The 23,093-nt window shown below is 40.5% G+C and carries 26 protein-coding genes and 1 tRNA gene; 20 read left to right on the forward strand and 7 right to left on the reverse strand.

Going from position 1 to position 23,093, the window contains the following annotated elements; all coding sequences use genetic code 11:
• Positions 1-12: 12 nt before the first annotated feature.
• Positions 13-387 carry a hypothetical protein gene (locus FMM05_RS11375; RefSeq protein WP_143373505.1) on the reverse strand — a complete coding sequence of 125 codons (375 nt, stop codon included), beginning with the start codon at positions 385-387 and terminating at the stop codon, positions 13-15.
• Positions 388-517: 130 nt separating this feature from the next.
• Here FMM05_RS11375 and porX point away from each other — a divergent pair, with 130 nt between their 5' ends.
• The 10 genes from porX (at position 518) to FMM05_RS11425 (ending at position 8,321) form a co-directional block, all read left to right on the forward strand.
• Positions 518-2,071, forward strand: a complete 1,554-nt coding sequence (gene porX / locus FMM05_RS11380; protein ID WP_143373506.1) for a T9SS response regulator signal transducer PorX — start codon at positions 518-520, stop codon at positions 2,069-2,071.
• Between the two features lie 16 nt (positions 2,072-2,087).
• Positions 2,088-2,495 (forward strand): tRNA (adenosine(37)-N6)-threonylcarbamoyltransferase complex ATPase subunit type 1 TsaE, encoded by a 408-nt coding sequence (gene tsaE / locus FMM05_RS11385; protein ID WP_143373507.1) that lies wholly within the window; start codon positions 2,088-2,090, stop codon positions 2,493-2,495.
• A 53-nt stretch (positions 2,496-2,548) separates the two neighbouring features.
• Entirely contained in the window at positions 2,549-3,742 is a 1,194-nt protein-coding gene (locus FMM05_RS11390) for an alanine dehydrogenase (protein ID WP_143373508.1), read from the forward strand.
• A 39-nt stretch (positions 3,743-3,781) separates the two neighbouring features.
• Positions 3,782-4,255 carry a DinB family protein gene (locus tag FMM05_RS11395; RefSeq protein WP_143373509.1) on the forward strand — a complete coding sequence of 158 codons (474 nt, stop codon included), beginning with the start codon at positions 3,782-3,784 and terminating at the stop codon, positions 4,253-4,255.
• A 158-nt stretch (positions 4,256-4,413) separates the two neighbouring features.
• Entirely contained in the window at positions 4,414-5,241 is an 828-nt protein-coding gene (locus tag FMM05_RS11400; RefSeq protein WP_143373510.1) for a sulfite exporter TauE/SafE family protein, read from the forward strand.
• Between the two features lie 86 nt (positions 5,242-5,327).
• Complete coding sequence (locus FMM05_RS11405; RefSeq protein ID WP_143373511.1) at positions 5,328-5,705, forward strand: DUF4258 domain-containing protein; 378 nt, start codon at positions 5,328-5,330, stop codon at positions 5,703-5,705.
• Positions 5,706-5,796: 91 nt separating this feature from the next.
• Positions 5,797-5,874, forward strand: a tRNA-Val gene (locus FMM05_RS11410).
• Between the two features lie 271 nt (positions 5,875-6,145).
• Positions 6,146-7,498, forward strand: a complete 1,353-nt coding sequence (locus tag FMM05_RS11415; RefSeq protein WP_143373512.1) for a site-specific integrase — start codon at positions 6,146-6,148, stop codon at positions 7,496-7,498.
• Positions 7,499-7,666: 168 nt separating this feature from the next.
• Entirely contained in the window at positions 7,667-7,984 is a 318-nt protein-coding gene (locus FMM05_RS11420) for a type II toxin-antitoxin system HigB family toxin (RefSeq protein WP_143373513.1), read from the forward strand.
• Positions 7,962-8,321 (forward strand): helix-turn-helix domain-containing protein, encoded by a 360-nt coding sequence (locus tag FMM05_RS11425; protein WP_143373514.1) that lies wholly within the window; start codon positions 7,962-7,964, stop codon positions 8,319-8,321. The genes FMM05_RS11420 and FMM05_RS11425 overlap by 23 nt, the downstream gene beginning before the upstream one ends.
• A 70-nt stretch (positions 8,322-8,391) precedes the next feature.
• On the opposite strand, the gene FMM05_RS11430 is transcribed toward FMM05_RS11425, so the two are convergent.
• Positions 8,392-9,489 (reverse strand): carboxymuconolactone decarboxylase family protein, encoded by a 1,098-nt coding sequence (locus FMM05_RS11430; protein ID WP_143373515.1) that lies wholly within the window; start codon positions 9,487-9,489, stop codon positions 8,392-8,394.
• On the reverse strand, positions 9,458-9,964 hold the full coding sequence (locus FMM05_RS11435; RefSeq protein WP_317129568.1) for a (R)-mandelonitrile lyase: 507 nt from the start codon (positions 9,962-9,964) through the stop codon (positions 9,458-9,460). Before FMM05_RS11435 ends, FMM05_RS11430 begins: the two co-directional genes overlap by 32 nt.
• A gap of 183 nt (positions 9,965-10,147) precedes the next feature.
• On the opposite strand from FMM05_RS11435, the gene FMM05_RS11440 reads away from it, so the two are divergent.
• The 6 genes from FMM05_RS11440 (at position 10,148) to FMM05_RS11465 (ending at position 15,708) form a co-directional block, all read left to right on the forward strand.
• Positions 10,148-11,044: a helix-turn-helix domain-containing protein gene (locus tag FMM05_RS11440; protein ID WP_143373516.1), complete on the forward strand. Its 897-nt coding sequence runs from the start codon at positions 10,148-10,150 to the stop codon at positions 11,042-11,044.
• Positions 11,045-11,112: 68 nt separating this feature from the next.
• Entirely contained in the window at positions 11,113-11,985 is an 873-nt protein-coding gene (locus tag FMM05_RS11445) for a helix-turn-helix domain-containing protein (RefSeq protein ID WP_143373517.1), read from the forward strand.
• Positions 11,986-12,154: 169 nt separating this feature from the next.
• A complete protein-coding gene (locus FMM05_RS11450) occupies positions 12,155-13,357 on the forward strand; it encodes an NAD(P)-dependent alcohol dehydrogenase (RefSeq protein ID WP_143373518.1) in 1,203 nt (400 codons plus the stop codon).
• 9 nt (positions 13,358-13,366) lie between these two features.
• Positions 13,367-13,840, forward strand: a complete 474-nt coding sequence (locus FMM05_RS11455; protein ID WP_143373519.1) for a cyclophilin-like fold protein — start codon at positions 13,367-13,369, stop codon at positions 13,838-13,840.
• A 28-nt stretch (positions 13,841-13,868) separates the two neighbouring features.
• The gene (locus FMM05_RS11460) at positions 13,869-15,059 is read left to right on the forward strand and encodes an MFS transporter (RefSeq protein ID WP_143373520.1); all 1,191 of its coding nucleotides are present in this window, start codon (positions 13,869-13,871) and stop codon (positions 15,057-15,059) included.
• 10 nt (positions 15,060-15,069) lie between these two features.
• Positions 15,070-15,708, forward strand: coding sequence for an NAD(P)H-dependent oxidoreductase (locus FMM05_RS11465; RefSeq protein ID WP_143373521.1), 639 nt, complete (start codon positions 15,070-15,072; stop codon positions 15,706-15,708).
• A gap of 64 nt (positions 15,709-15,772) precedes the next feature.
• Here the strand turns inward: FMM05_RS11465 and FMM05_RS11470 are convergent, their stop codons facing one another.
• Together FMM05_RS11470 and FMM05_RS21175 are read right to left on the reverse strand one after the other, a co-directional pair.
• A complete protein-coding gene (locus tag FMM05_RS11470; protein ID WP_143373522.1) occupies positions 15,773-16,054 on the reverse strand; it encodes a hypothetical protein in 282 nt (93 codons plus the stop codon).
• Between the two features lie 7 nt (positions 16,055-16,061).
• Positions 16,062-16,226 carry a helix-turn-helix domain-containing protein gene (locus FMM05_RS21175; protein ID WP_235894398.1) on the reverse strand — a complete coding sequence of 55 codons (165 nt, stop codon included), beginning with the start codon at positions 16,224-16,226 and terminating at the stop codon, positions 16,062-16,064.
• Between the two features lie 482 nt (positions 16,227-16,708).
• Between FMM05_RS21175 and FMM05_RS11480 the strand changes: the two genes are divergently transcribed.
• The 3 genes from FMM05_RS11480 (at position 16,709) to FMM05_RS11490 (ending at position 19,591) form a co-directional block, all read left to right on the forward strand.
• Complete coding sequence (locus FMM05_RS11480; RefSeq protein ID WP_143373523.1) at positions 16,709-18,637, forward strand: sensor histidine kinase; 1,929 nt, start codon at positions 16,709-16,711, stop codon at positions 18,635-18,637.
• A gap of 4 nt (positions 18,638-18,641) precedes the next feature.
• Complete coding sequence (locus FMM05_RS11485) at positions 18,642-19,043, forward strand: response regulator (RefSeq protein WP_235894399.1); 402 nt, start codon at positions 18,642-18,644, stop codon at positions 19,041-19,043.
• 71 nt (positions 19,044-19,114) lie between these two features.
• Positions 19,115-19,591, forward strand: coding sequence for a hypothetical protein (locus FMM05_RS11490; protein WP_185965566.1), 477 nt, complete (start codon positions 19,115-19,117; stop codon positions 19,589-19,591).
• 197 nt (positions 19,592-19,788) lie between these two features.
• Here the strand turns inward: FMM05_RS11490 and mobB are convergent, their stop codons facing one another.
• A complete protein-coding gene (mobB, locus tag FMM05_RS11495; RefSeq protein ID WP_143373526.1) occupies positions 19,789-21,069 on the reverse strand; it encodes a conjugal transfer protein MobB in 1,281 nt (426 codons plus the stop codon).
• 3 nt (positions 21,070-21,072) lie between these two features.
• Positions 21,073-21,504: a conjugal transfer protein MobA gene (gene mobA, locus FMM05_RS11500; protein WP_143373527.1), complete on the reverse strand. Its 432-nt coding sequence runs from the start codon at positions 21,502-21,504 to the stop codon at positions 21,073-21,075.
• Between the two features lie 471 nt (positions 21,505-21,975).
• On the opposite strand from mobA, the gene FMM05_RS11505 reads away from it, so the two are divergent.
• Positions 21,976-23,019 (forward strand): DUF932 domain-containing protein, encoded by a 1,044-nt coding sequence (locus FMM05_RS11505; protein ID WP_143373528.1) that lies wholly within the window; start codon positions 21,976-21,978, stop codon positions 23,017-23,019.
• The last annotated feature ends 74 nt before the right edge of the window (positions 23,020-23,093 follow it).

Consider the following 23,093-nt stretch of genomic DNA (forward strand, 5'->3'; position numbering starts at 1 on the left):
ATTGTTTCGTCATCAACCACACTTCAAGATTGAAGAATATACCCTTATAGCATAATGCCCCGGAGTCATATTTAACTCTAATTCTATATCATTATTCGGGCAACTTGTAATTTGCAATATTCCTGAATTTAACTCAAGATTTCCTTCAACAATATGATTGTAATTACTCAAATCATATTCTGTATTGGCTTCACTTAAAACAGTTAATTCACCTCTAACAGGTCCGTAACATTCAGTGCCTACTCCAACCACGCCATAGCCAAGTGGCATTCTGCTAATATGCGCTTCATCTGTCCAAAAGCTATCAGCACCTGTATCATAGTCCGCTTCTTTATCAACAATATAAAATTGATTGTGCGTCGTAGAAAAATCAAATTTATGTTTCATAAATTAAAATGAATTTTAAACAACAATAGTAGTAAATTAGAGTTAATGATTTTATAAAAAATTTAGGAATAAATTTGTTAAATAAAACTAACTTGCAGGATTAATTTACGAACAAAAACGTACTCATAATATGAATGAGATTAAGATACTTTGGGTTGATGACGAGATAGACATGCTAAAGCCCCACATTATGTTTTTAGAGAAAAAAAACTATAATGTTACTACCGCAAATAACGGCCAGGATGCACTGGTGCTCTTTGATAAAGAAAATTTTGATATTGTTTTCCTTGACGAAAATATGCCGGGGCTTAGCGGCCTTGAGGTGCTTGCCGAAATGAAAGAGAAAAAAACGCAGGTGCCCATTATAATGATCACTAAGAGCGAAGAGGAAATGATAATGGAAGAGGCTATTGGCTCTAAAATTGCCGATTACCTTATTAAGCCTGTCAATCCTAACCAGATATTGCTTTCGTTAAAGAAAAATCTTGATCACTCAAGGCTCATATCTTCTAAAACCACGTTGGATTACCAAAAAGAGTTCCGCAAAATATCTATGGATATGGGGATGGTAAACTCTTACGAAGAATGGGCCGATATGTATAAGCGCCTTATTTTTTGGGAAATGGAATTGGAAAATATCGAAGACCAAAGTATGGTTGAGATATTAGAGTCGCAAAAAACAGAAGCTAATTCGCAATTCGGTAAATTCATCGAACGTAATTACGAAGACTGGTTCGATCCTAAAGGAGACAAACCGGTACTATCGCACAACCTGTTTAAAGAAATGGTTGTGCCGGAGATAAAGAAAAAACAACCTATACTTTTTGTGGTTATTGATAACCTGCGCTACGACCAGTGGAAAGCTTTTGAAAGTGTTATTGGAAACCATTATAAACTGGAAAAAGAGGCATCCTACTACTCTATCCTGCCTACGGCTACACAGTATGCCCGTAATGCAATATTCTCGGGGCTTACTCCGTTGGAAATGGAGAAAAAATATCCGCAATACTGGAAAAATGATGTTGATGATGGCGGTAAAAATCTTTTTGAGGGCGAATTTCTTACCGAACAGCTTCGCCGTTTGGGGCTTAGCGGCCTTAAGCAGGAATACTACAAAATTACCAACTTTAAAGACGGTAAAAAGCTTGTAGACAACTTTAAAGGCCTTAAAAATAACGACCTTACTACTATAGTTTATAACTTTGTAGACATGCTTAGCCATGCTAAGACAGAGATGGATGTGGTTAAAGAACTGGCAAGTAACGATAAAGCCTATCGCTCGCTTACGCTGAGCTGGTTCCGTAACTCTCCCCTGTTAGAAATTATCCAGCAGGCGCAGCAAATGGGCTTTAAGCTAATCATAACTACCGATCATGGTACCATAAACGTTAAAAACCCAAGCAAAGTTATTGGCGACAGAAATACAAGCTTAAACCTACGTTATAAAACAGGCCGCAGCCTTACATATGAGGATCGTGATGTATACCATGTAAAAGACCCAAAAGCGGTACAATTGCCTACTATAAACATGAGCAGCTCGTACATATTTGCAAAGAACGATTACTTTTTAGCCTACGTAAACAATTACAATCACTACGTGAGCTATTACCGTAACAGTTACCAGCACGGCGGTATATCGCTTGAAGAAATGATTATACCTTTCTTAGTTTTTAACCCTAAATAAGAGCCGCCAAATTTTTATGGAAATTAGTTTCTCCCTGGATCAGATCGATCAGGTGGCACAGCAGATACTGGCACAAAAATTAAAAAACATCATTTTGTTTCACGGTGCTATGGGTACCGGTAAAACAACATTTATAAAGGCAATAGCAAGGCAGCTGGGGGTTAATGAAATGACCTCCAGCCCTACTTTTTCGCTTGTAAATGAGTATACCACTAATGACGATAAAACACTCTATCATTTTGACCTCTACCGCCTTAACAGCGAAGAGGAGGCCTATGATATGGGTATAGATGAGTACTTTTATTCGGGCTCACTTTGCCTGATAGAGTGGCCGGAAAAAACACCCAACCTTATACCTTTAGATCACACTACCGTAACACTAAAAACACTGCACGACGGCAGGAGGCATCTTACTGTAAAATAGTTGCTTATATTTGCCATTTTTTTGTAAATTGTCTTCAATTATTATAACCAATCATGTCATTAACACCTTTTACAAGGCAGCAATTGCTTCCGCAGGAAGAAACCTTAGAAGTAGCCAGGCAGCGCAGCGAATTATTTATTGGCTTGCCTAAAGAAACTTCATATCAGGAAAGGCGCATTTGCCTTACTCCCGATGCTGTAAGTTCGCTTGTAGCACATGGCCACCGTGTACTTATGGAAAGCGGTGCTGGCCTTAACGCCAGCTACACTGATAAAGAATACAGCGATGCCGGTGCCGAAGTTACCCACGATACCAAAAAGGTTTTTAGCTGCCCCGTATTGCTTAAGGTAGAGCCGCCAAGTGTAAAGGAAATTGAAATGATGAATCAGGGTACCCTGATAATATCGGCAATACAATTAAAAACTCAAAAGAAAGAGTATTTTGAAGCCATGCAGGCTAAGAAAATAACCGGACTGGCCTTTGAGTTCATTAAAGATGATGACAGCTCCTACCCTGCCGTAAAATCGCTCAGCGAAATTGCTGGTACAGCATCTATCCTTATTGCTGCCGAACTAATGATAAGCCAAAAGCTTGGTAAAGGATTACTTTTCGGAAACATTACAGGTGTGCCGCCTACAGAGGTTGTTATATTTGGCGCAGGCACTGCTGCCGAATTTGCCGCAAAAACTGCTATGGGCCTTGGTGCAAGCGTTAAGGTTTTTGACAATTCCATCAATAAATTACGCCGACTACAGAATAATCTTAACCAACGCATCTTTACATCTACAATACAGGAAAAGGCAGTTTTAAAAGCCCTTATGCGTTGCGATGTTGCCATAGGCGCCATGCGCGGTAAAGACCGCAGCCCTGTAATTGTAAGCGAAACAATGGTAGAGCGCATGAAAAAAGGCGCTGTAATTATTGATATTTCTATTGATACAGGTGGATGTTTTGAAACATCTGAAGTTACTACACACGAAAAACCGACATTTGTTAAGCACAATGTAACCCATTATTGTGTACCAAATATCCCATCACGCTACAGTAAAACCGCATCGTTATCCATCAGTAATATAATTAGTCCGTTCCTGTTGCAAATGGCAGATGATGGCGGTATAGAAAGTGCTATACGCTGCAACGTGGGTTTAAAACACGGTATTTATTTTTACCACGGCAGGCTTACCAACCGTAGTATAGGTGAATGGTTTAGTATTGATTATACTGATATCAACCTGATAGTGTTTTAAAATAGACTTTCTGATTATTAATGATTTAAAGTTAATAATATGAATATAAAAGAACTTATTGCACAGCACATTTTAGATGTTCATGAGGGTGACAACTGGACTGAAAGTAACATTAAAATTGCACTTGCAGATGTTACATTAGCAGAAGCAATAACAAAAACACCGGCAAGCCCAAATACTATTGCGATGTTGTTGCATCATTTAACCTATTGGAACAGGATTATGGTTGAACGAATTAGCGGGATCAAATCTATAATTCCTGAAACAAATGGGTTTGAAATTAATCCACTTGTAACAGAAGAGGATTGGCAACAGTTAAAAAACGATAATATGCTTTCGGCACACAAGTTAGCTTCTTCAATACTAAATTTTGATGAAAGCAAATTACTTCAGCCCATACTCCCCGGCTATTCAAGTGCCTACAAAAACCTTCAAGGAAGTTCAGAACATATCCATTACCACTTGGGGCAAATTATCATCCTTAAAAATCTTATAAGGTCCTCAAAAATATAATTTTTACATAATAAACTTATTACTCTACTAAATCCATATTCTTACCATATTATTATAGTTCAGGGAATTAAATTACACTTCGTGAAAAATAAATTATAAAATTCCGTATTTTATTGCGATGTTTGTAATCAATAAAACAAATATAATAGTCCTCTTTTTTGGAAAGTGCAATACTAATACTCGCCGGATTTATTATAGGCACCTGCGGTACCCTTATAGGTGCAGGTGGGGGTTTTATATTAGTACCTCTATTATTAATTTTCTATCCGCAATTGGGTCCTGAACTTACTACAGCTATATCTATAGCTGTAGTTGCCTTAAATGCCATATCGGGCACCATCGCCTATGCACGATCAGGTCGGATAGATTATTCAGCAGGTTTGGTTTTTGCAGCGTATACCATACCCGGATCTATATTAGGTGTAATTACGGTAAAGTATATTCCAAAAGAGTTATTCAATATAGTTTTTGGTATTCTACTACTTACATTGGCGGTATATCTTTTCCTCAAAAATAAAAAAAACATTGGAGGCATGGTAATGCCTTCTCCTACTAATGGCCGCAGGCAACATGTTTTAATTGATAACGAGGGTATAACTTATCGCTATTGTTATAATAGTATATACGGTAATATCATAAGTGTTGTAGTAGGATATATTTCTCCACTGTTAGGCATTGGTGGTGGTATAATACATGTGCCCGCCATGGTAAACTGGTTAAAATTCCCGGTGCGTATTGCAACGGCTACTTCGCACTTTATATTGGCTGTAATGGCTACGGTAAGCGTTATTACACATACCTTTCAGGGAACATACAAAAGCCCTGAAACGGTACATATGATATTATTTCTTGCTATAGGCGTTGTTCCCGGTGCCCAACTTGGCGCAATGCTTTCGCACAAAATAAAAAGCCACGTTATATTACAAGTATTGGCGGGCTGCCTTGTTATTGTAGGCATCAGGATTTTGATGTGCAGCATTAAATAATAGTCAATCCTTGTTCTTAATTATTACGTCTGTAAGCAGCTTTACAACCGTCTTAATTGCTTACTTTTGCAGAAATTTTTAAATCAATGAAGCTTAAATTTCGATTAGCATATTATCTGTTTGGCCTTACCCTTGGCGGCATGCTTGTAGTTTTTATATTTAATAAACGTGGACAGGATTTTTGCTACCTGCCAAACTGCAGGGCTTTAAAAAACATCAGGGAGAAAGGTATTATTATAAAAGAAGCCGGGAAACAGCAGCTTTCAGCCACAGGAGTTACCCAAAATGATATTATGAGGTCGCTTGAATACGGCGACATAGATTTTTCTAAAAGTAATGTGCCACATGCGGGCGGCGGTAAGCTTTATGTGATTGAAGGCAGGACAGCTGAAAATGAACCTATTATATTTGAAGTTGTAAATTATAGTGACAGAGCCGAACTTTTGAATGTAAAAAAAAAATAATTTTTAGGTAAAATCCTTGTAAATATAAATACTACGTGTATCTTTGCACTCGCAATACGGAACAAGTTACCTGTTAAGAATTGCAAGATTGGGGCGATTAGCTCAGCTGGTTCAGAGCACCTCGTTTACACCGAGGGGGTCGGGGGTTCGAACCCCTCATCGCCCACCACAATTCAGCTTTATATCATTATAAAGTACATTAAAACAATGAAAACCTGCAAGTTACGGCTTTGCAGGTTTTTTATTTTTACCCCTGCACCATCAAAATTTTCAAAAATACACAAAGTTTTTGTGGCAAATCTGTGGCAATTTCAAATTGCAAAAAAAATTGCCACAAAATATGCTTTAAGTTTTTGATTATCAACATGTAAAGCTGCTTAACGACTTGATTTGAAAGCACTATAATTCGACCTTTATTAATTTTTTAAAACGTTGAATTTATGTTAGAGAACAGTTTCGGAATCACCTTCTTTTTGAAGAGCTCCACAAGTAAGACAAATGTGAGGTATGTTTACCTTAGAATCACAGTAGATGGGATACCTAAAGAGACATCTACCAAACGCAAATGGGTAACCGACCGCTGGGATCAAAAAACAGAGCGGGCTACGGGCGGGAAAGAGGATGCAAAAATTTTAAATTTCTTCCTCGATGCAATGCACATGAAGATCCAACAGCACAAAAGCGAGTTAATGCTTGCAGGCCAAATACTCACGACCCAAAAGCTGATGGATTTTGTAATGGGTAAGAATGTTTCTAAGGCAACAATCGTTCAGGAGTTCCAAAAGCACAATGATGAATTATTGGCTTTAGTTGAAAAGGGCGAATACGCCATAGGTACGCATGTGCGTTTTGAAATTGCCAAAAAGCACCTTAAGGAATATCTGCGTTACAAGTATAAAGTGGAAGACATGGATTTCCGGGAACTCAATTTTGAGTTCGTAAAGGATTATGAGTTTTACCTGAAGACGGTTAAGAATATCAGCCATAACACAGCCGTGAAGTACATTACCAATTTCAAGAAGATTGTATTGCTTGCCATTGACAAGGAGATTATAGCAACTGATCCCTTCAAACGATTTAAGGCGAAGAAAATTAAAATTCATAAAAAGCCGCTTAGTTCCTATGAACTTGCACAATTGGAAAATCATACTTTTTCTACCCCACGCCTTACCACGGTACGGGATATTTTTGTGTTCCAGTGCTATACGGGGTTAGCATACATCGATGCCTTTAACCTTAAGAAATCGGATATAAAGTCGGGTATAGATGGTGAAATGTGGATTATTACCGAAAGGCAAAAAACCGGTAGTAATATCAACGTACCACTTTTGCCGAAAGCTAAAGCCGTCATGGAACGCTACAAAGACCACCCGCTTTGCTTACAAAGAAATTCTGTGCTGCCGGTAACCTCCAACCAAAAGATGAATGCCTATCTGAAAGAAATAGCTGACCTCTGCGGCATAGAAAGCATTCTGAACACCCACAAGGCCAGAAGAACCTTTGGAAGCACTGTAACACTTAATAACGATGTGCCAATCCATGTAGTAAAAGAGTTGCTGGGGCATCAATCGGTAAAACAAACTGAAGAGTATGCTATAACGGAACAGCAATCTGTTGCAAGGGAAATGAAGCAATTGCAGCAAAGATTGCATCATAAAGCTGAATTGCCGGATGTTCCATTGCCACCGGATATTTTAAGGATGCAGGAAGAGCTTGTTTCTCTAAGGAAACAATTGAAAATAGTGAATGAGGATAAACCGGAAATTATAAGCGTTCTGCGTATTTGTAAATAAAGTTTCTATGTCAGTTTTATAATTGTCGCCACAGTGTGGCGACAATTATAAATACCATTAAATCAACAGTAAAATTGTCTCATCAGCGATGAGACAACTTCCGTGTGAAATCTTTAAAATAAAAACAAATAACAATGTAACCAAATTGGTAACATTTAATATATTTGCATGAGGATAATCGCTGTAAAAACAATAAGGGAATACTGGGAGCAATTTCCGGATTCGGAGAGGCCGCTGCAATACTGGTATAAAGATGTGACCGCTGCTGAGTGGAATAGCCCGAACGACTTAAAAGTTCAATTTGGGAATGCGTCGATATTAACTAACAAACGGGTCGTTTTTAATATACATGGCAATACCTACCGCCTAATTGTAGATATTGAATACCGTTTGAAGATAGTATTTATACTCTGGTTAGGGACACATAAAGAGTACGATAAGTTCAACGCAAAAGAGATTAGCTATGTTAAGACTGATAAAAAATGATTCACAACACGAAGATACCCTTGCCCGTATCTACGAATTAATGCAACTTGATTTGCAACCAGACACAGAAGAATCCGATGAACTGGAAATCCGTTCGATGCTGGTTAAAAAATATGAGGATGAATATTATCCCATTCCTGAACCCAGCCCTATTGAAGCAGTAAAATACAGGATGGAGCAAATGAATTTAACCGATGCTGAACTTTCTGAAATACTTGGTGCGCGTTCACGCAAATCTGAAATCCTGTCGGGAAAAAGAAAACTTAGCCTCTCAATGATACGTGCTTTAAAGGAAAAACTCAACATCTCGGCAGACATTTTAATTCAATTATATTGATATAAATACAGGCAAAAGCGGAATATGTAGTAACGTATTCCGCTTTTCTAATTATTGCTTAAATAATAATCTATTCCAACTTCCTAAATATTTCCATCATCGCATCGTTATCTAAAGCAGCCATATCAATTAACTTCAAAGATTTGACCATTTTTAAGGTTGCAGCTTTATAGTGTTGAAAATGGGGTGTTTGCAAATGCGATTGGTAGGCAGCGTTATTGGCATATATCTCAACGATCCTTATTTGGGTTGGGCTTTCCTTTTGGAACATCGGGAAAATAGCAAGCACACCCGGCTCGATGCTTACCGATGCTGCCGCTTCCTCTTTTAGGATGGTTTTATACTCTTCCAAATGTTCGGGCAGGATCTCAATTTCAGAAATACGCACCATCATATCGGCTTGTACCACCGGATGCTCAGGTTTTGCCAAAGCTTTTCTTACGGTATTGGCCTGCGTTAAGTTTATGTGCTTCTCTATAAGGCTTGCTACTTCAAGCAATTGCGCTTCTGTCAATCCGGTATTCATTCCCATCTTGATATGCGATTGCAATTGCCCCTCAACGCCAGTCATGGCAGCCAGCGCAGAAATAGTTACCAATTCCCGTTTCTGGTAGGTCAGTACCGTGCTTTCAAAGATATCGGCAAAAAGGTGCTCTTTTAAAAAGGCATCGATACGTGGGGCAAATTCGCCAAAGCCCGGTGCAGGCTTTGCTTGGGGAGTCTTCGTTAAAGCTTCCAAAACTTTCCTTCCGCGCTCATACTTACCATTTGCTGAGCTTTCCATTATTTCTTTACCAACAGTATCTTTGATTCCTGCTGCTTTTCGTTCGTCTAACACAGTTTTAAATGTGCCCAGTGCATTGAGGCTTCGCGGAAAACCGCAGTATGCATACAACTGTACCAAAGCCTCTTTGATTTCGTTAACGGTTAGTTTTGCGTCCAGCGCCGCAGTTAGCTGGATTTTTAGTTGTTCCTGATCTCCGGTAGCTGTAAGGGCAGCTATGGTTACGAGGCTTTGCTGTTGCGGGTTAATTTCCGTTAGGGGTGTTTTATTTTGTGCTGTCATAGCATTGGTAATTAGGGTAAATACTAACAACACAACATAGTGAAGTGCTTGTTTGTTTACTTTTCTGAAATTATTTTTTATTGACTTCATTGTATTCTTCATCAGTTACCGGTTTTAGCCATACAACATTCTCTTCTCCTTTAAAGTTGGTAATGGCAATGTGCACCATTTTGCTTTGGGCAGCGGCACCGTGCCAGTGCTCTACACTTTCAGGGATGTTTACTACGTCACCTTTTTTAATGGCCTGTGCAGGCTTACCCTTTTCCTGATACCAGCCTTCGCCTTCAGTCACAATCAGTACCTGTCCTTTAGGGTGCGTGTGCCAGTTAGTCCGTGCACCGGCTTCGAAAGTTACGTTACCCATTGCAAATTCGTTGTTTTTATCGCGCGCTAACAGGGGCGACAGGTAAGCCTGTCCTGTAAAATAGCCGTTAGTCAATAGTTCGCCTTTAGGAAAAATGGCCGTGTTATTTTGTTCTGACATTTTGTTTTCGTTTTTAGGGTTTTGGCAGCCGACCGTAAGGGTTGCCGTAATAATTAGTAATGCTGTAGTAATTTTTAAAGTGGTAATTTTCATAAAGATAGTATATAATGGCATAGGCCTCAATGCAGATAGGATCTGGCAATTACAAATTTCGGTATTATACAAAGGATACCCCTTACCCATATTACGGTACTTTTTACCACTTTTACTGATATTGCCCTGCCGGGGTAGCAGCGAGCCATAACTTCTGTAAATTTGTATGATACTGATACACAAATGGAAGAGGTAAAGAGAATAGATACGGTAAAAAAATACAACAACCTTATTGGTGTAGATACCCTGCACCCGTTAGTGAGCGTTATTAATTTTGATGATATACAGCCTTTAGAGCACTACAAAATGCTGGTTGATGTTTATGCAGTATTCCTTAAGGATATCCGTTGCGGCGATATGAAATACGGCTGCCATAATTACGATTATGATGATGGCACACTGGTATTTATAGCACCCGGGCAGGTCTACGGCGTAGACAGTAGGGGCGTTACCACAAAACCATCAGGATATGCGCTGGTATTTCATCCAGACCTGATAATGGGTACACAGCTTGCCCGCACCATTAAAGACTACTCATTCTTCTCGTATGAAGTAAATGAAGCCCTACACCTGTCTAAAAAAGAAAGGGCTACCATTGTAGACTGCCTGAAAAAAATCGAATCTGAAATCGAACAGAATATTGACCAGCACAGTAGGACCCTCATCGTTTCAAACATTGAGCTGTTCTTAAATTACTGCAAGCGATTTTACGACCGCCAGTTTATAACCCGCATCAATATAAATAAGGACATTTTAACGCGGTTTGAAAATTTACTGGCTGACTATTTTAAATCGGGTAAAGCACAATCGTTGGGCGTGCCCGGTGTCGCCTACTGTGCAGAACAATTATACCTTTCCGCCAACTACTTCGGCGACCTTATTAAAAAAGAGACCGGAAGTACAGCGCTGGATTATATCCAGACCAAGCTGATAGACGAAGCTAAATCAAATATCAGTAAACCGGAGAAATCAATTAATGAAATAGCACTGCAACTGGGATTTAGGTACCAGCAGCATTTTACAAGGCTTTTTAAGCAAAAAACAGGCATGACCCCTAATGAATTCAGGAGCCTGAATTAAAATCCGGTTGAGGTCATTAACGGCTCATGCATTACATTAAAATTATTTGAAATTCTTAACAGGTACTTATGAAAAATATAATAGATAACACTGCAACGTTTGCACAGCCCGGCCACATTACCAAGAGTGCCGGCTTTACTATCCAGTGCAGTGATTATACTAACCAATCGATGAAAACCTACAGCAGGAAGGATTTTTATAAGATCTGCCTGTACGATGGGGAATGCACTATTGATTACGCTGATAAAGGCATTGCCGTTAATGGCAAAATACTTTTCTTTGGCACCCCGCATATTCCGTACTCCTGGGAAGATATCAATAAGAATATTGCCTATTCCAGCCTTTTTACCGAGGAGTTTCTTAAGACCAATAATAATTCAGAAAGCCTCCAGCAGTCGCCACTATTTAAAATCGGCGGCACACCTATCTTTAACCTGACAGACAGCCAGGCTGAAGCGATTACTGAAATATGTAACAAGATGATCGATACTTATAATACCGATTACTTGTATAAAGAAGACCTGCTACGCAATTATATCAACCTCATTATCCATGAGGCATTGCAGATGAAACCCTCTGATAGTTATACAAAACATAAAAATGCGCCTGCCCGTGTAGCCTCACTTTTTATGGAATTATTGGAAAGGCAGTTCCCCATTGAGACACCCCAGGCACCTTTGAAATTGCGTAATGCAACTGATTATGCCCAGGGACTTGCAGTGCATGTAAACCACCTGAACCGCTCGGTAAAGGAAATTACCGGTAAGTCTACTACATCTCATATAACCAATCGCATTATTGCCGAAGCCAAGGCGCTCTTAAAACATACCGACTGGGGTATTGCAGAAATTGCCTTTAGCCTTGGGTTTGAATATCCTACCTACTTCAACAATTATTTTAAAAAGCAAACGGGCACCAATCCTACTGCTTTCAGGGAATAATGTTCTAAGGATTTATTTTCTTACCCGCCTTATTCAGTCTTGTTTGAAATTCTTAAGCTTTCGTTTGAAAATCGTTAGCCTTAAGCAGCACCTTGCGGCTAATTTTGTCCTATATAACAGTTGCCTTACTACTTAGATATCAAAATTATAACTCCTAATTTAAAACGCTATGGACACATCCGATACTACCCCTTCAAGAAGGAAATTTCTTCAGCAAACGGGGTTGGCCGGTGCAGGTTTAGCCCTTGCCGCCCCTTTGCAGCTTTTTGCAAATACCAATGAAACTACTACAAATCAAATAATGTACGACATGACAAAGAATATCAAAACAAGAGGCTACGCAGCCAAAGATAATTCGGGCAAACTAAGCCCGTGGGAATTTGAACGCAGGGCGGTTGGCGATAATGATATCCTGATCGATATCAAATATGCCAGCATCTGCCATTCGGATATCCACCAAATGAAAGGCGACTGGGGTAAACAACCTTACCCGCAGGTACCGGGGCATGAAATAGCTGGGATTGTTGCCGCAGTTGGTAAGAATGTTACCAAATTTAAAGTAGGCGACCGTGCCGGGGTGGGCTGTATGGTAGATAGCTGTATGACTTGTGAGAGCTGTACACACGGCGAGGAACATTTTTGTGACCATGGCGCAACGGTAAATACCTACGGCAGCCCCGACAAAACCTCTCCAAGTGGGATTACCCAGGGTGGTTATGCTACTAATATCGTAGTGCGCGACCATTTTGCAGTACACATCCCTGCCCATATAAGCCTTCAGGAAGCGGCGCCTTTACTGTGCGCGGGTATTACTACCTATTCACCGCTTGTAAACGCTAATTTTAAAATTGGTGATAAAGTGGGGGTTGCCGGAATAGGCGGCCTTGGGCACCTTGCTGTGAAGCTGGCAGTTTCTAAAGGCGCCGAGGTGTATGCCTTCACAACCTCTGCCGATAAAGTAAAAGACATATTGGGCTTTGGTGCTAAAGAAGTAATTGTGGTGGATGATGCAGCAAAGTTTAAGCCTTATAAAAAGAAACTGGATTATATGATCTCTACCATACCTGCCCAGTTCGACCTTGCATCCTATGCATCGGTTGTAAAACCGGGAGGGCATTTCACGCAGGTAGGGATGCCTGTAGGATTTGAGCTTACCCTCAATAACCTGGGGCTGGCCAGCACACGTGTAAACTTCAATGCATCGCTTATTGGCGGCATACCGCAAACCCAGGAAGTGGTTCATTACTGTGCCGACAACAAGATCGTACCGCAGATCCAGATCATAAAAGCAAGTGAAATCAATGATACGTGGGTAAAAGTGCTCAACAAACAGGCACGATACAGGTACGTAATTGACGCTGCTACATTTTAAACCATATGTATGAATGCAGTAAAGCATCTTTATATAATTATAGCATGTATTGTTTGCCTTGTATCCTGTGGTGCCGACCAGCATCCGCAGGAGGCAAACGATCTTGCTGATAACAACATTGCTAACCCTAAAGGTAACACCATGAAAATTACTGTAAGTACAACCATTTTTACAGCCACACTTTTAGAAAATGCAACTGTAAATGACTTTAAGAGGCTGCTGCCCCTTACTGTTAGTATGAGTGAATTAAATGGAAACGAAAAGTATGCTGACCTGCCTGTAAAGCTCTCAACAAACGCAGTCAACCCGGGAACCATTGAGACAGGCGACCTAATGCTTTTCGGCCCGAATGCCCTTGTGGTCTTCTACAAGACATTTCCGGCATCATATACCTATACTAAGCTTGGCAAAATTAATAATACTGAAGGGCTTGCCGCTGCGTTAGGAACGGGTAATGTGAGTGTGACCTTTGAATTGCAATAGCATATTGCAGAACAAAATACTATATTAAATGATACTACAGAATAGCCAGGACAGCAGCGCCAACGGAGTAATAACACCGTCGTGGAACGCGGTCTTTTCGCTTGCCCTTGCCGTTGCAGCGTTAATTACCGCAGAATTCCTTCCGGTTAGCCTGCTTACACCCATGGCACGCGACCTCCATATAACAGAAGGTCTGGCAGGGCAAACGATTTCCTTTACCGCCATTGCTGCAATGATTACCAGCCTGTTCGTAACAGTGGTAACCCAGCGGTTAGACCGCAGGCATGTGCTGTTATCGTTCTGCCTGTTACAGGTACTATCGAATTTACTGGTTGTATTTGCTCCCAGCTTTACTTTACTGTTACTTGGGCGTATCCTGCTTGGTATTGGCCTCGGAGGGTTCTGGGCAATGTCTGCAGCTACGGCAATGCGGTTAGTGCCGGAGCATCTGGTTCCAAAAGCCTTATCCATTATCTTCGGAGCCCTGTCTATTGCCACGGTAGTGGCCGCGCCCATGGGCAGCTTCCTTGGGGCACTTATAGGCTGGCGCAATGTTTTTCTTATTGCTGCTGCTATAGGGGTTATCGCTATGGTTTGGCAGGCAATGACTCTGCCTTCAATGCGGACCGGGAAACGCGTGCAGGTGACTACGCTGTTTCATGTATTAAAGCGCCCTAAAATAAAGGAAGGGTTGCTTGCAACCATGTTCATATTTATGGGTTATGCTACATTTTTTACCTACCTGCGCCCTTTTTTAGAAAAAGCCGCGGGTGTGGATGAGAATACACTGTCCATTATACTGTTAGGTTTTGGTATAGCCAATTTTTTTGGCACAACACTTAGCAGGTTCCTGCTTGAAAAGAAATTAAAACAGTCACTGTCCATTGTCCCATTAGTAATGGGTATCCTGGTCGCTGCCATGGTACTATTTAGCCACAGCCTGATAATAGTTTCTGTATTGATTGCTTTATGGGGAATGGCATTTGGTATAGTGCAGGTGGGATGGCCTACCTGGCTAACACGTACCATTCCCGATGAGGCAGAAAGTGCCGGAGGTTTACAGGTTGCCACTATACAACTCGCCATTACAATGGGAGCTGCCTTTGGTGGAATATTTTTTGACCAAACAGGGGCATCCGGGGTTTACATCGGCAGCAGCATAATCACTCTACTGGCGGCTTTTATAGCTGTTTTTGCTTTAAAGATAAACGACCATTAAAATAAATTGTATGCCTTTAAAAGAAGATTTGAATTGGCGTTATGCCACAAAGAAATATGACGCTACAAAAAGTGTTGCCACTGAGGATATTGAAAAAATCATTGAAGCTGCGCGGCTGGCCCCATCGTCGTATGGCTTACAGCCTTACAGGGTTATTTCGATAAGCAATCAGGAAATTAAAAATAAAATAGTCCCGATTGCCGGGAACCAGCAGATTGTGGCCGATTGTTCGCACCTTTTGGTATTTGTGGCATGGGACGGTTATGACAAGCAACGTGTTGATAAGATATTCAATGACACCACTGACCAGAGAGGCTTGGCGAAAGGAACAGTCTTCGGTAGCCAGACCGAGGCTATTGTTGAATCACAAATTAACCTTTCCGAAATAGAAGCACGTATTGATACTGCAAAACAAGCCTGCATTAGTTTAGGTTTTGCTATAGCACAAGCTGCCGAACTAAAAATTGACAGTACCCCAATGGGGGGGGTTAATAATGCAGAATTGGATCATTTACTGGGACTTGATTCAAAAGGTTTAAAGAGTGTTTACCTTTTGACGTTGGGTTATAGGCAACGAGAAGGTGACTGGTTGGTAAACCTTAAAAAGGTCAGGACGCCGAAAGATGAGTTTGTGATTGAAATTAAGTAGCCCAGACCCTAGCATAGGAAAAATAGTGTCGCAATTTAAATTTTAATAAATCGTTGTTCACATTTTAAAATAGCAACTCTACCTCACTTCTATATCCCGGATGATAGCTTGGCGTATATCGGATATACCCCATAGCCTGTAGTTCCTTAAAATACTTATGGTAAGTCGGCAACGTTTTGATGTGGGACAGCGCCATGATTTTACTTCGGCTCACCGTTATTATTTTTGGTTGCCCCTGCCTGTAGCCAAGGTATAGGATAGCACTCAGCAAGGCAAAATGCCATACGTTAAGCGCTGTGTCCCGTTCAAATAACTTCAGGTATTTTAGAAGGTTGTGAAGTTCCATAATAACCCTATTTGTCCTTGAACAAATTCATGATGTCTGCCCTGCTATAGTAGTAGGAACCCAGCACTTTTTTAAAGCGGATCTTGCCGGTAATACGCAGGTTCTGCAACGAACCAGCAGAAATATCCAGCAGCTTGCGAACCGCACGGCTTTTAAGCCATTCCAACGCCAACTTATTGTTTTGGTCTTTATGGAATCCTCTATAATCTTACGGAAGTCGTTCATCATGACAAGGCCAAACTGCCTCAGATCATCCTTAGTGATATACTCGCTCATCATTTTTAGAATTAAATACACGTGCTACTAATTTAATAGTACTGCGCAGGCACTGTGCAACACTGTCATTGAAAGGCAGCAGATGTCAATCAACGGTATATCGAGTAGCGCTACTTTGTTATGTTAAATTTGCCATCAAGTTGTATACAGCACTATTAATATTATCTTCCTAACAGATTATTGTTCAGTTTTCACAATTAAGTATTATAATAAAGCCATTCGGCTTTGTTTAGGGACGTTTGACCTTGCAATCCTTACATTTCATCGATATAAACTAAAAATTGAAACCGCAACGTTTAATTTTGCGTATTTTATTGTAAGTGTTCATATTATAATATATGTACTTAACTATCTCACATCATTTATCTCCACTATTTAATGCCTACTATAGTTTTATCAAACATTATGTGCCCAGTAAGAGCGGGAGTTGCAATTTTATCCTGTAGTGCGATAGCAATAACCGGCTGGTTATTAAATATTTCATTTCACACCTCGATATATGGTTCGGTAACATTGAGTACAGCGCTCTGCTTTGCTCTATTGGGATGCTGCCTTATCAATGCTTCCAAATACTATAAGCTGCCCTACTTTTTTTTAGGTGTTAAGATTTTGGTGTGCCTATACTGCACTGCTTCAATAGTAGAGGATTATCTTTCGTGGAGACACGGATTTGACCGTTTTTTTTACAGCGGACAAGTTGGAACTATGCAAAATAGGCTTAGTTTGACAGGGATGCCGCCCATTACCGCCCTGCTTTTTATCATGGTCAGCTTTGGGATGATCGGAGTTATGTACATAAAAAAATATGTTTCCTTTTTCCAGTACTTTTTTCACGTGGTAACCTTTGTTTCGTTTATAATTATCATAGGCTATTTATTTAAAATACCCGACCTGTATTCCTTTTACTTCAAAACAGTTACGTCCTTTTACACGTCGATTTTATTCTTTTTTTTATCAATCGGGGCTTCATTGCTCAGCCCCTCAACAGGCCTAACGGCCGTATTTACGATACATAATACAGGAAACATTATAGCCAGGCGTTTGTTTTTACAAATGATGTTTGCCATAGTTATTATTACCTATCTCAGGTTTCAGGTCCAGCAATATAATTTTATAAGTTCGGATTTCAGCGTTGGGCTCATGGTAATAGCGTTCGTAACGACCAGTTTGTTTTTTACCCTGAAGGCATCTAAAAGACTCAATGATGCTGAATTGCGCAGAAATATTGCTGAAGAACGTTTTAAGCTTGTAGTGGAATCGGCTCCCAATGCCCTGGTTATGAGTGACAGTTCAGGCAATATAACCCTGGTCAATGTAAGGGGGGAAAACTTGTTTGGATACTCGCGGGAAGAACTTATTGGCCAAAAGATAGAAGTCATCATACCGGAAAAATTTAGGGAGCACCACCCTAAAAACAGGGATTCGTACCATGGGGCACCGGTGTCACGTTACTTCGGCGCAGGGGCAGAATTACACGCTGTTCATAAAGATGGGTTTGAGTTTCCCGTTGAAATTGGCCTGAACCCCATTAAAGATGGCAATGAAACCGGGGTACTGGCATCTATAATCGATATAACTGAGCGAAGGAAACAGGAAAATCTGATCAGGCAACAACTTATTGAACTTAAAATTAAGAATCAGGAGATGGAACAATTCAGTTATATCGCCTCTCACGATTTACAGGAGCCATTGCGGACGGTCTCAAATTACATCATGTTGCTTAGAGAAGACTATACGGAACAACTTGATGAGGAAGTCAGGGCACATTTGGAAATGATGGACTCCGCCGTAAGCCGTATGAGCATGCTTGTACGGTCATTACTTGATTTTGGTCGTCTGGGTCGTGATAAAAAATTGAGTAGTACCAACTGTAATTCGTGCCTTTCTAATGTAAAAGCAGATTTGAATAATCTGATACTCCAAAATGGTGCAACTATAATTATTGAAAATTCACTCCCTGCACTTAATGTATACGAGATAGAATTCAGGCAATTATTCCAAAATCTGGTTAATAATGCAATCAAATTTAGGAGAGAATCGGTACCGCCGATAATAAAAATAGGATGCGTTCCTAAAGATGATTGCTACGAATTTTATATAGCTGATAACGGTATTGGCATAGATGAAAAATATTCAAAGCGAATTTTCCAGATTTTCCAGCGCCTCCACAGAAGTGATGAATTTGAAGGGCATGGGATTGGTTTGGCCAATTGCAAAAAAATAGTTGAAATGCATGGAGGAAGCATATGGGTAGAATCCAATCATGGTGAGGGCAGCATTTTTAAATTCACAATTTCTAAATTATAACATTTTGGAGAAGCTTAAAAAGATATTACTTATTGATGACAATAAGGTAGACAATTTTTTTCATGAACGTGTGATCAGGAAATTTGATAAAAACATTACTGTTATTTCCTTACTATCCGGTGAAGAAGCACTGGAATATTTAGCGGAATTAGATTCAGCAGAACTTCCTGACCTGATATTTTTGGACATTAATATGCCGCGAATGAATGGGTGGGAGTTTTTGCAGGAGTACAACAAATTTGAAGAAGTGCGTAAAAGTTGCAACATCGTGGTGATGCTCAGCACATCTGAAGATCAGGAAGATAAGGATCGAGCTTTTGAACAAGGTATCGCGGCAGATTATAGATCTAAGCCCCTTACCGAACCAATGCTTATGGACATAGCTAAAAAGTTTATCTTTATATAAAACAGAAGGTCGTTGATCACACCTTTAGGTGATGTACATTTGTAGATGAGGTCATTCACTCAGGGAATTTAATGATTAACCTCAAAGTGCTAAAACGCTATCTTATAATTACGGAAGATATAACCAATAAACTAAGAGATATGAAAATGATGCCAATGTCTAATGAGTCTTTAGAGCAGTTTATTAAACAGTTTCTTCCCGAAGGTGTGCTCGCACATAATGAGAATCTTGAGCTAATGTCAATCTCAAAACTGATAGCCAGAGTTTACCAAACTGTTAATGAGTCTGATACTGTAGAAATTATATTTAATGCCTTTTATAATTTGCGTTATCCAATGTCGGTAGTAGAACCTGTCCATGAGAGCAGGAAATTCCTACCTTATCTAACTACTAATTCACATAGGATTTATGTTGCAATAGATAGTTCCAGGATAATTGAGATAAACAATTTGTTAGAAATTGCGATTAGACAAGAACCGCTTATACCTTCCGAATTAAAAGATGCTTATCGCAACTTTAGCCAATTCATGTCAAATACTGCTTCTTAAAGGTAAGCCCACACCGTATATTTTTATGAAACGTCACCGTATATCCACCAATTTACAAGGATAAACTGAACCCAAAAGGCATTCCCATCCTATGTGGGGAAAGCCTTTTGGGTTTTAGATCGGCAATGCCAATTTGCAACTTCGCTTCTTCGTCGCTCCGATGCAAAATGGCAGGCGTGTTTTCTGAGATGGTTCGTCTATCTCTTCCTGCCCTTTGACCTTTTTTTCATTTGCCGTGCAAATTCGTCTTCTTCATAATCTTCACCTGCCGTTTGCGGGACTAACCCACCAAAAATATCCGAGAGAGCATTGGCAGCATTTGAAAGCGATGGATTTGTTTGATTTTCAGAAGTTTTGTTCTGAGTAATAGATTGATTGGTATTGGTAGCCGATCTTTCTGAACCTGGAGTTTGCAAATCAATTTTTGGTTTGCTGTCGTTGTTCCACCAGTCATTAAATACACCGGCACTAAGATTTTTTGCAAGTTGCGAGCCATTCCAAACCGACCGGGATTCATGGTCAATAAATGTGATGCCATAAATACGGTTGTCGGCTGTGCGCCTTACAACCGTATTAATACCTACGTTTTTTAATCTCACTTTAAAATCATCCTCACCGGTGGCAGCTTGTATCGTTTTTTCAATGGTGGTTTTAAGTGTTGACCTATCAGGGCTGTTTTGCAATTGCTCCCTTGATTTATTGAAATGCAGTTGCAGTTCACTATAACCTGCGCTTTTACCGAACAGCGAAGCTTTAAATGGATTGCTTGTCTTTTCTCCTTTTTCATTCAGGGCAAAATACACCAGTCCCTGACGGGCTGTTCCATTGTATTGTCCTTTGATTTCCTCAGCGGTAATATTGAATAATGAAAGCAGAGCATTGTAGGTGCCAAGGGTTGTATACTGGTAGTATTTTGGCAGGTAACGGATAACAGCAGCAATTTGGCTTTTGATATCGCCAGCTTTATAATCGACCGGTTTGAAGACTAGATTGATTTGGCCATGCTTCTTTTCGACAGCACCTTTTAAGTTGTAGTCCCGTTCCAGTTCCCGGCAGGATGCCATCGAACGCCTTTTTTCAAAATTATCGGAAATCTTTCTCCCCTCATCGTCCACACATACTGTTACAATATGGATGTGGCTACGCTCAATGTCATTGTGCTTAAACACAATGAAAGGCTGTTTACCGTACCCCATTTTTCCCATATAATCTTTAGCCAATCTTTTGTAGTCGTTGTCGGATACTTTATCACTGGGGTCAGGGTTTAGCGAGATATGCACTATAGGCTTTTCCGTTTTCCTATTAGCCGCAAGGTGCACCTGGAAAGAGTTAGCAATCTGTGGGATGGTAAAAGTACCGTCCGGTGATTCAATGATTTTCTGGCCTGTCAATACTGTTGCAGTATTATTGTTTACCTTATCCATATTATAAGTTAATGCACCGAACAGACTTTTGCCCCTTCCGATTTTCGCCACCATAGATTACTTTTTAAGATGGTTGGTTTCAAACTCTGTAGTAAGCTGTATGATCTTTTTGGCTAATGCTGAAAGTTCCATGGTCTGCTTTTCCAAACGGTACAGATAAGCCCCCGCTTTTTTTTCCGTGAAGTTACTGTACAGCATTTTGATCAATTGGTTGTAGTTTATACCGATCGCACGAAACTGCCCGAACAAGCCAGTAAGCTTCACATGGTAATCCATTGCGGCTTTATCAATTTTTACTGTAGTGATTGTTTTTTGGAAAATACAGGCGGTGATAAAATGTGCCATGACATTCATACCCGATTGTTCGAATAACGAAAGAAACTTAGCATTTTCAGCCGCAGTCAGGCTGATGGAATAACGATAAACAGCACGGTCATCCTTTGGATGCCTGCCTCCTTTATACTTTTTATACGGGCTATCATTTTCCATTTACGGTTTTCCTCATTTATTACAGAGTGAATATAATGATCAGGTTGGATATAAGCCCGATATAGTCATGCTATGGCGAATATTGGCCTCAATTGGCCAGTTAGTTATCATTAGCTGTTCGATGCCCGTTGGCGTTGCTATTTTTAGTCTGATGATGTATTGTCAAAATACATTGATAGAACTTTTCCCAAGATGCACCGTTAAAAGGCAGCTAATGTATTGCGGGTAAAGCCAGTGGTAAAAGCAAAAGACTACGGCATTATGGCTTTGCTCACACACTCACAAACCCACCCTTCGGGACTTATTCCGTTTCCTTTTGTTTTACCGCTTTACCCGCATTGTTTACCTGCTTTCTTTTTCCGGTTTTCTTTTGGGAAAAAGTTTTGCGGAGCGCAAGCGAGGCAGGACTGTACCAGATTAGAGGACAGGCAGGAGATACAAACAGATTGTATCATTTTAAATTGAACGATTATGGCACATAATTTAAATTTCAACACACAGACAGGGCAGCACGCATTTATGAGCGTTAAGCAGCCTGCATGGCACGGATTAGGTCAGATTGTAGAAGACTACCCTACAAGCCGCGAGGCAATTGCCTTTGCTGGCTTGGACTACGAAGTGGCTAAAACCCCGATTTTTGCCAAAGGCACTGGGCTTTTTGAGAGTTTCCCCGTTCCTGACCAGTTCGCCACGATGCGCACCGATACCAAAGCAGTGTTCGGTGTGGTCGGCAAGGATTACCAAATCGTGCAGAATGCCGATGCATTCGCCTTTTTTGATGCCATTGTAGGCGGTGGCGATGGGGTGCTCTATGAAACAGCTGGCGCAATTGGTAATGGGGAACGTATTTTCATTACCGCCAAACTGCCCGGCTATATCCGTGTAGGCAATGGCGATGATGTAACTAATAAATACATTTTCCTGACTACCTCCCACGATGGCAGCGGCAGCATAACCGCAGCCTTTACGCCTGTAAGAGTTGTTTGCCAAAACACACTAAATGCAGCGATGAAAACAGCCACGAACGTGGTACGCATACGCCACACCGCAGGGGCTAAAGAACGCCTGGAGCAGGCGCACAAAGTGATGGGCGTTGCCGATAACCTGTCTTTACAGTTGGAGGGCATTTTTAACCAGTGGGCAAAAACCCGCATTGAAGATAAACAGGTCAAAGAACTGATACAGTTAGCCCTTTGCCCAAATAAAGAAACCTACAACCTTTTGAAAAAAGGGGCTGCTAATGAACTTTCAACCATGTATAAAAATGCCTGTGAGGCTGCTTTTGAGTACGCAATGGCAGATGATACGCAAAGCATGGAAACGACCAAAGGCACATTGTTCGGTGCATACAATAGCGTTACGGGCTATTACCAAAATGTACGCAACTTCAAAACGGGTGAAGATAAACTGAAATCCATATTCTTAGGTGGGACAGCACAGGCACGAGGACAAAAAGCCTTTGACCTGTGCGATGACTTTGCCAAAAACGGGGCAGCTGCACTGATACTGAACTGAGGTAAAACCGCAGCCCTGCAAAGCAGCGCTGCAAATATTATTATGTTATATAGTTAAACAAGCTTGTAGGATTT

It is taken from the genome of Flavobacterium zepuense (assembly GCF_007097145.1).
GTDB lineage: Bacteria > Bacteroidota > Bacteroidia > Flavobacteriales > Flavobacteriaceae > Flavobacterium > Flavobacterium zepuense.

Excerpts from the sequence above, each read along its gene's own strand:
- FMM05_RS11375 (WP_143373505.1), bottom strand. The coding sequence starts at position 387 with ATGAAACATAAATTTGATTTTTCTACGACGCACAATCAATTTTATATT.
- porX (WP_143373506.1), top strand. The coding sequence starts at position 518 with ATGAATGAGATTAAGATACTTTGGGTTGATGACGAGATAGACATGCTA.
- tsaE (WP_143373507.1), top strand. The coding sequence starts at position 2,088 with ATGGAAATTAGTTTCTCCCTGGATCAGATCGATCAGGTGGCACAGCAG.
- FMM05_RS11390 (WP_143373508.1), top strand. The coding sequence starts at position 2,549 with ATGTCATTAACACCTTTTACAAGGCAGCAATTGCTTCCGCAGGAAGAA.
- FMM05_RS11395 (WP_143373509.1), top strand. The coding sequence starts at position 3,782 with ATGAATATAAAAGAACTTATTGCACAGCACATTTTAGATGTTCATGAG.
- FMM05_RS11405 (WP_143373511.1), top strand. The coding sequence starts at position 5,328 with ATGAAGCTTAAATTTCGATTAGCATATTATCTGTTTGGCCTTACCCTT.
- FMM05_RS11415 (WP_143373512.1), top strand. The coding sequence starts at position 6,146 with ATGTTAGAGAACAGTTTCGGAATCACCTTCTTTTTGAAGAGCTCCACA.
- FMM05_RS11420 (WP_143373513.1), top strand. The coding sequence starts at position 7,667 with ATGAGGATAATCGCTGTAAAAACAATAAGGGAATACTGGGAGCAATTT.
- FMM05_RS11425 (WP_143373514.1), top strand. The coding sequence starts at position 7,962 with ATGTTAAGACTGATAAAAAATGATTCACAACACGAAGATACCCTTGCC.
- FMM05_RS11430 (WP_143373515.1), bottom strand. The coding sequence starts at position 9,489 with ATGAAGAATACAATGAAGTCAATAAAAAATAATTTCAGAAAAGTAAAC.
- FMM05_RS11435 (WP_317129568.1), bottom strand. The coding sequence starts at position 9,964 with ATGAAAATTACCACTTTAAAAATTACTACAGCATTACTAATTATTACG.
- FMM05_RS11440 (WP_143373516.1), top strand. The coding sequence starts at position 10,148 with ATGGAAGAGGTAAAGAGAATAGATACGGTAAAAAAATACAACAACCTT.
- FMM05_RS11445 (WP_143373517.1), top strand. The coding sequence starts at position 11,113 with ATGAAAAATATAATAGATAACACTGCAACGTTTGCACAGCCCGGCCAC.
- FMM05_RS11450 (WP_143373518.1), top strand. The coding sequence starts at position 12,155 with ATGGACACATCCGATACTACCCCTTCAAGAAGGAAATTTCTTCAGCAA.
- FMM05_RS11455 (WP_143373519.1), top strand. The coding sequence starts at position 13,367 with ATGAATGCAGTAAAGCATCTTTATATAATTATAGCATGTATTGTTTGC.
- FMM05_RS11460 (WP_143373520.1), top strand. The coding sequence starts at position 13,869 with ATGATACTACAGAATAGCCAGGACAGCAGCGCCAACGGAGTAATAACA.
- FMM05_RS11465 (WP_143373521.1), top strand. The coding sequence starts at position 15,070 with ATGCCTTTAAAAGAAGATTTGAATTGGCGTTATGCCACAAAGAAATAT.
- FMM05_RS11470 (WP_143373522.1), bottom strand. The coding sequence starts at position 16,054 with ATGGAACTTCACAACCTTCTAAAATACCTGAAGTTATTTGAACGGGAC.
- FMM05_RS11480 (WP_143373523.1), top strand. The coding sequence starts at position 16,709 with ATGCCTACTATAGTTTTATCAAACATTATGTGCCCAGTAAGAGCGGGA.
- FMM05_RS11490 (WP_185965566.1), top strand. The coding sequence starts at position 19,115 with ATGATTAACCTCAAAGTGCTAAAACGCTATCTTATAATTACGGAAGAT.
- mobB (WP_143373526.1), bottom strand. The coding sequence starts at position 21,069 with ATGGTGGCGAAAATCGGAAGGGGCAAAAGTCTGTTCGGTGCATTAACT.
- mobA (WP_143373527.1), bottom strand. The coding sequence starts at position 21,504 with ATGGAAAATGATAGCCCGTATAAAAAGTATAAAGGAGGCAGGCATCCA.
- FMM05_RS11505 (WP_143373528.1), top strand. The coding sequence starts at position 21,976 with ATGGCACATAATTTAAATTTCAACACACAGACAGGGCAGCACGCATTT.